This is a genomic window from Desulfocurvus sp. (assembly GCF_023230885.1).
Classification (GTDB): domain Bacteria; phylum Desulfobacterota; class Desulfovibrionia; order Desulfovibrionales; family Desulfovibrionaceae; genus Desulfocurvus.
On the sequence record NZ_JALNWM010000218.1, the window covers coordinates 1 to 5,479 of the forward strand.

Here is a 5,479-nt window from a genome sequence, read left to right on the forward strand (position 1 = left end):
AGTTCGCGACGATACATGCAAGCCGGGGGGATATCAACAGCGCGGGGCCGGGGCCGCCCGGCGGCGCACGCCGCGCCGCGCGGGGGCCCGGCCGGAGGCGCGGCCAGGGCCTGGGGCCTGGGCTCAGGCGGGGTCGAAGGGCAGGGTCACGGCCGGGGGGGCGCCGGGCCCCGCGTCCTCGGGCAGCAGCTCCGGGGCCAGGGCCGGGTAGTCGGCGGACAGGGTGTGGCGTACGCCGCCTGCGCCCGCGCGGTCGAATCCGGCCAGCTTGGCGCGCACGGCGTCGGGGCCGCGCAGCAGGCGGTTCAGGTGCAGGATGGACGGGCCGAGGGCCACGCCGAAGGGCCCGCGCGCGCCGGTCAGGCGCTCGTGGACCGGGCGCTGGTAGCGCAGGGCCGGGGTGCGGCGGAAAAGGCGCGGTTGCAGGTCCGGCCACAGGCCCAGCCCGGCCAGGACGCGCTCGCCGTCGGGGTGCAGGGTGCGGCGCGGCAGCAGGAAGAGCCCCATGCCGTGGGCCTGGCCCCGGCGGGCCAGGTCGCGCGCGGCCTGCCAGCCCTGCGGCGTCAGGCGTTCGTCGGCGTCGAGCACGAGCACCCAGTCCGTGGCGCAGGCGTCGAGCATGGCGTTGCGCTGGGCCGCGAAATCGTCGCCCAGGGGCCGGGCCAGGTGGCGCACGGGCGCGGCGCAGCCCGGGTGCTGCGCCGGGGGCGCGTCGGCGTCCCACAGGGCCACCACCTCGGTGGCCCAGGGGGGCACCTGGGCGAAGAATTCCTCCAGCCCCGGGTCGCCCGGGGCCAGGATGGCCGCCAGGGTCAGGGCCGGAAAGGGCGCCTGGGCGGGCGCCGGCCCCAAGGCCCCGGCCCGGGCGAACAGCCGCCGGGCCAGGGCCCGGCCGGGGTGCCGCTGGTCCTGCGGGTGCAGGCGCAGATGCGCCGTGGCCGGGGTCAGGCCGTGGAGGGTCCAGAGCAGGAAATGGGCCCAGGGCGAGGTGTCGGCCAGCAGGACCGTGCGACCCCCCGGCCGCGCCCAGGGCGCGTCGGGCCCGGCCAGGGCCGCGCGGGCCAGGGCCGTGTCCAGCTCGCTGACCACGAGGGTCACCTCCGGGGGCAGGGCGTCGTCCAGGGCCCGGGCCAGGTCGCCCGTGCCCAGGCCGAGCAGCAGCACGCTTGCGCGCGGCTCGCGCTCCAGGGCGCGCAGGCAGCCGTCCCGCGCGGCGCGCAGGGCCCCGGGCGCCAGGGGCGCGGGCGCGGCGGGCGCGGCCTGCCCGGCGAAGCCGAAGCGCAGCACCTCAGCCGTGTAGCGCGCGAAGGGATGGGCGTCGGGGCTGGGCATGGCGGTTCTCGAAGGGCTGGGGTCGGCGCGGGATGCCGGCGGCCCGGGCGGGCAGTTCGTCGTAGATGTCCATGAGCCGCGCGGCCACCACGCGGGTGTCGAACAGCGCGCGGGCCTTGGCCCGGCCCGCCTGGCCCATGCGCCGGGCCAGGGCCGGGTCGGTCAGCAGCCGGACCAGGGCGGCGGCGTACGCCTCGGGCGTGGCGGCCACAAGGCCGGTGACCCCGTGCTCCACCAGCTCCAGCTGGGCGTTGTCCCTAAGGCCCGGGCAGGGATGGGTGACCACGGGCAGCCCGGCGGCCATGGCCTCGGCGATGACCATGCCGAAGGTCTCCCCCGTGTCGTTGGCGTGGGCCAGCACGCCGAGGCCGCTGAAGAACTCCGCCAGGGCCGCGTCGTCGGCCACGGGTTCCATGAAGCGCACCCGCGCCCCCAGGCCCCGGGCGGCGGTCCATTCCCGGGCCTGCCTGGTGCCGCCGATGATGCGGTATTCGACCCCGGGCACGCGCGCCAGCAGGCGGGGCAGGAACTCCAGGGCCAGGGCCGACCATTTGCCCGGGTCCGCCCGCGACACGCGGCCCACCACGGGCGGGGCGCCGGGGGTCGGCCCCGGGCAGGCGGCGAAGGCGGCTGTATCCACGGGATTGTAGAGAACGCGGTGGCGCGGGCCTGAAACGTCCACGCCGTGCACGGCGGCGTAGCGGCGCAGGCAGAAGGCGGAAACGAAAAGGTGGCGGTCGATGACGGCGGCCCGGGGGCTGGGGTCGTAGCGGCCGAAGACGTTGGTTTCCACCACCGCCGCCACCCCGGCCAGGGCCACGGAACGCAGCAGGCGCGGCTCGGGCCAGCCCGCGCGGTGCAGGTGGATGATGTCCGGGGTGGTGCGCTCGGCGGTGCGCAGCAGGTCCGGGCCCACATGGACGGGGATGCCCAGGGCCGTGAGCTGCGCCCGGCGCGGCCCGTCGGCAAAGGCATGGACCACGGGGCGGTAGCGCCCGGGATCCAGGGCGGCGGCCAGCAGCTGCATGGCCTTCTCCGTGCCGCCCAGGCCCAGGCCACCGCAGACGTGCAGCACCGTGCGCGGAGCGCTCATGGCCGCCCCGCTCAGCCCTGGCGCGAGGGGCCGTAGGTGCCGGGCATGGCGCCCTTGTGCGCCGGGCGCAGCACCGCCTTGGGGCCGTACGTCCCCTGGGGCTGGGCCCGGGGCGCGGGGGGCTCCGGGGCCGTTTCGGCGCGGGGGCCGGGGGCGGCGGGCTCGGGCCGGGGCGCGGGCGCCTCGGCGGGGGTCTCGGGGACGGCGTTCTTGATGCGGCTGAAGGCGTCGCGCAGGGAATCCAGGATGCGGACGACCTCGTCGATGACCTCGGGGCGCATCTCCATGTTGGCCCGCAGCAGGCGCGTGTTGCAGTAGAAATAGAGCTGGTGGAGATTGGCGGCCAGTTCGCCGCCCTTCTCCGGGTTCAGGCTCTCGTCCAGCTCGGATATCACGTCCATGGCCCGCGAGATGAGCATGCCCTTGTTGGCGTAGTCGCGTTCGGCCATGCAGGCCTTGGCCTGGTTCAGGTACTTGATCGCCCCGTCGTAGAGCAGGATCAGCAGGTCGGCCTGGGTTGTGGTGGTGACCTGGGTCTGGAAGTACGCCTTGGCGGCCTTGAGCATGGGAAATCTCCGGGGTCTTGCGTTACGAGGACGAGGAGGACAGCTGCTTTGTCTGCTTTTCCAGGGACGCCTTCATGTTTTCGTAGTAGGACAGCGTCGACTCCAGGCGCGCGAAGCGCAGCCGCAGGGACTTTTCTGTGCGCGCGATGCGGTCTTCCTCGTAGGAGATCTTCTTGTTTATGTTGTTGATGATGTTCTGGTAGTTCTTTTGCAGAATATGCAGCGGCCCGGACACCGAGCTGGTCAGGTCCGTCAGCTTTTCGCTGATTTCGCCGGCCTTGCCGAGCTTGAGATGCACCGTTCCGGTCATGGTGCTCGACGGCGTGAGGTTGCTGACGTTGAGCACCAGACCGGCCACGGACGTGTTGGCCGGGCCGGTCAGGGTCGAGCCGCTGACGGTGGCGGCATGCCCGCCGATGGTGGCCGAGACGATGGCCCCCGAGGCGTCGGTAGTGTACTGGACGTCGTAGCTTCCGGCCTGGGTCATGCCCTTGATGTAGCCGCCGAAGGAGAAGTCCGGCGAGTCGGTCTCGCCCTCGTAGCTCGTGCTGAACAGGGAGGCCAGTTCCTCGGGGTGATCCTTCAGGGCCTTGAGGAAGTCCTCCTGGTCGATCTGCAAAAGCCCGCGCGTGGGCGAGCCCTCCTCGGCGTCGGTGGTGATGCCGATCTGGCTCAGGGTGGAGATGGCGTCGCCGTCGTAGTCGAAGCCCAGGCCCTTGCCCGCGGTGATCTCCTTGAGCTGGGAGCTGATGATCTGCAACCCGTAGTTGCCGGTGAGCAGCGAGCCCTGGGCCGTCTGGTCGTTGAACTTTGTCAGGTTGATCAGCGCCGTGCGCACCTCGTTGACCTTGTCCACGAAGCCCTGCACGTTTTTCAGGATGGACGCCTCGTCGTTGGCCACGGTGATGACCGCGGTTCCGGCATCCTTGACGGTGAAGGTCAGGCCCTCGACCACGTCGGCCACGGTGTTGGACGCGGAGTCGATGGACAGGCCGTCCACGGTGAACTGGGCGTTCTGGGCGGTCTGGGTCCTGGTCCAGTCGGCGGCGCCGAAGCCTGCCAGGGTCGTGCCCGCGCCGATGGTCACCGTCTTATCCTGACCCATGTCCATGCCGCGCACCTGGAGGTGGTAGCTTGCGCCGTCGTAGACGATGCTGGCGCGCACCCCGGGGTTGCCCGGGTCCTTGTTGATCTGGTTGACCAGCGCTTCGAGGGTCGTTCCGGCGCTGACGTTGATGGACATGGTCTGGGGGGAGGCCGTGCCGTAGGTCAGCTCCAGCACGCCGTCGGCGGCGGTCACGCTGTCGGTCTTGGTGGCGAAGCCGGTGGCCAGGTTGGTGAAGATGTCGGCCTGGGCGACCTGGGTCACCACCACGGTGTGCGTGCCGGGGACGGCGCTGCTGTCCGCCGTGGCCGAAACCACGGCGGGGTTGGAGATGTCGCCGGTTTTGACGAAGAATTCGTCCATGGTGTCCATGGTCTGCATGTGCGTCTTGAGGTCCAGGAGCATGGTGTTGAGTTCCTGGAAGGCGACCTGCTTGTTCTCCCAATCGGTGCGCCAGGTGATCAGCCGCTGGCGGTGGACGCCCTGGGCCTTGACCATTGCGTCGACGATGGCGTCGAAGTCCGTGTCGCTGCCAAGTCCGGTGATGCGCACCGCGCCCGAAGTGAGATAATCGCCGGCCATGTCGCCTTGCTCCTCGTGTGCAAAAAATTCCTGGCCAATGCTGCCGCCTTACGGGATGCAAGGTCGGTGCCAGGAGGGCGACGGGCCGGGCCAGGCCCGGGCGGGGCCCGGCTCGGCGGCGGGGTGCGCCCCGCCTAGCCGCCCAGAAGCTGCATGGCCAGTCGCGGCAGGCTGTTGGCCTGGGCCAGCATGGCCACCGCCGACTGGGTCAGGATCTGCTGGCGCACGAATTCGGTCATCTCCAGGGCCACGTCGGCATCGGAGATGCGCGACTCCGAGGCCTGGAGGTTTTCGGCCTGGACCTCCAGGTTGGTGATGGTGTTCTCCAGGCGGTTTTGCAGCGCGCCCAGGCTGGCGCGGATGGTGTCCTTGGAGACGATGGCCTCGTTCAGGGCCACCAGGGCGTTCTGCGCGGCCGACTGGGTGGAGATGGAGAACCCGGCGCCCACGGAGGACTGGTTGCCCAGGCCCAGGGCCGAGGCCGTGGCCGTGTTGATGCGGATGTAGTAGTAGTCCTCCGAGCAGTCGTTGCCCGTGCCGAAGTGGATCTTCATCTTGCCCGTCGGGGCCAGGGGGGATCCGTCGTGGGTGTCTCCGGAGAGGTTGCCGTTCAGCAGGTAGATGCCGTTGAAGTCCGTGGCGTTGGCGATACGGGTGATTTCCGAGGCCATTGCCTGATACTCGGAGTCGATGATCAGGCGCTGGTCGGAGTTGTAGGTGCCCGTGGCCGCCTGTTCGGCCAGCTCCTTCATGCGGATGAGCTTTTCGTCGATGACGCCCAGGGCGCCGTCGGCGGTCTGG

General features: G+C 71.2%; 5 protein-coding genes. All 5 read right to left on the reverse strand.

The window, feature by feature from the left end; translation table 11 throughout:
- Positions 1 to 123 precede the first annotated feature (123 nt).
- Positions 124 to 1,332, reverse strand: coding sequence for a glycosyl transferase family 2 (locus M0P34_RS13335; RefSeq protein WP_291499951.1), 1,209 nt, complete (start codon positions 1,330 to 1,332; stop codon positions 124 to 126).
- Positions 1,289 to 2,425: a glycosyltransferase family 4 protein gene (locus M0P34_RS13340; protein WP_291499954.1), complete on the reverse strand. Its 1,137-nt coding sequence runs from the start codon at positions 2,423 to 2,425 to the stop codon at positions 1,289 to 1,291. The genes M0P34_RS13335 and M0P34_RS13340 overlap by 44 nt, the downstream gene beginning before the upstream one ends.
- Positions 2,426 to 2,436: 11 nt before the next feature.
- The gene (gene fliS, locus M0P34_RS13345; RefSeq protein WP_291499956.1) at positions 2,437 to 2,991 is read right to left on the reverse strand and encodes a flagellar export chaperone FliS; all 555 of its coding nucleotides are present in this window, start codon (positions 2,989 to 2,991) and stop codon (positions 2,437 to 2,439) included.
- Positions 2,992 to 3,013: 22 nt separating this feature from the next.
- Positions 3,014 to 4,678, reverse strand: coding sequence for a flagellar filament capping protein FliD (gene fliD / locus M0P34_RS13350; RefSeq protein WP_291499959.1), 1,665 nt, complete (start codon positions 4,676 to 4,678; stop codon positions 3,014 to 3,016).
- A gap of 134 nt (positions 4,679 to 4,812) precedes the next feature.
- Positions 4,813 to 5,479: flagellin (locus M0P34_RS13355; protein ID WP_291499961.1), on the reverse strand; the 667-nt coding region annotated here is incomplete at its 5' end.

Coding starts and splice junctions, on each gene's coding strand:
- M0P34_RS13335 (WP_291499951.1), bottom strand. CDS start 1,332: ATGCCCAGCCCCGACGCCCATCCCTTCGCGCGCTACACGGCTGAGGTG.
- fliS (WP_291499956.1), bottom strand. CDS start 2,991: ATGCTCAAGGCCGCCAAGGCGTACTTCCAGACCCAGGTCACCACCACA.
- M0P34_RS13340 (WP_291499954.1), bottom strand. CDS start 2,425: ATGAGCGCTCCGCGCACGGTGCTGCACGTCTGCGGTGGCCTGGGCCTG.
- fliD (WP_291499959.1), bottom strand. CDS start 4,678: ATGGCCGGCGATTATCTCACTTCGGGCGCGGTGCGCATCACCGGACTT.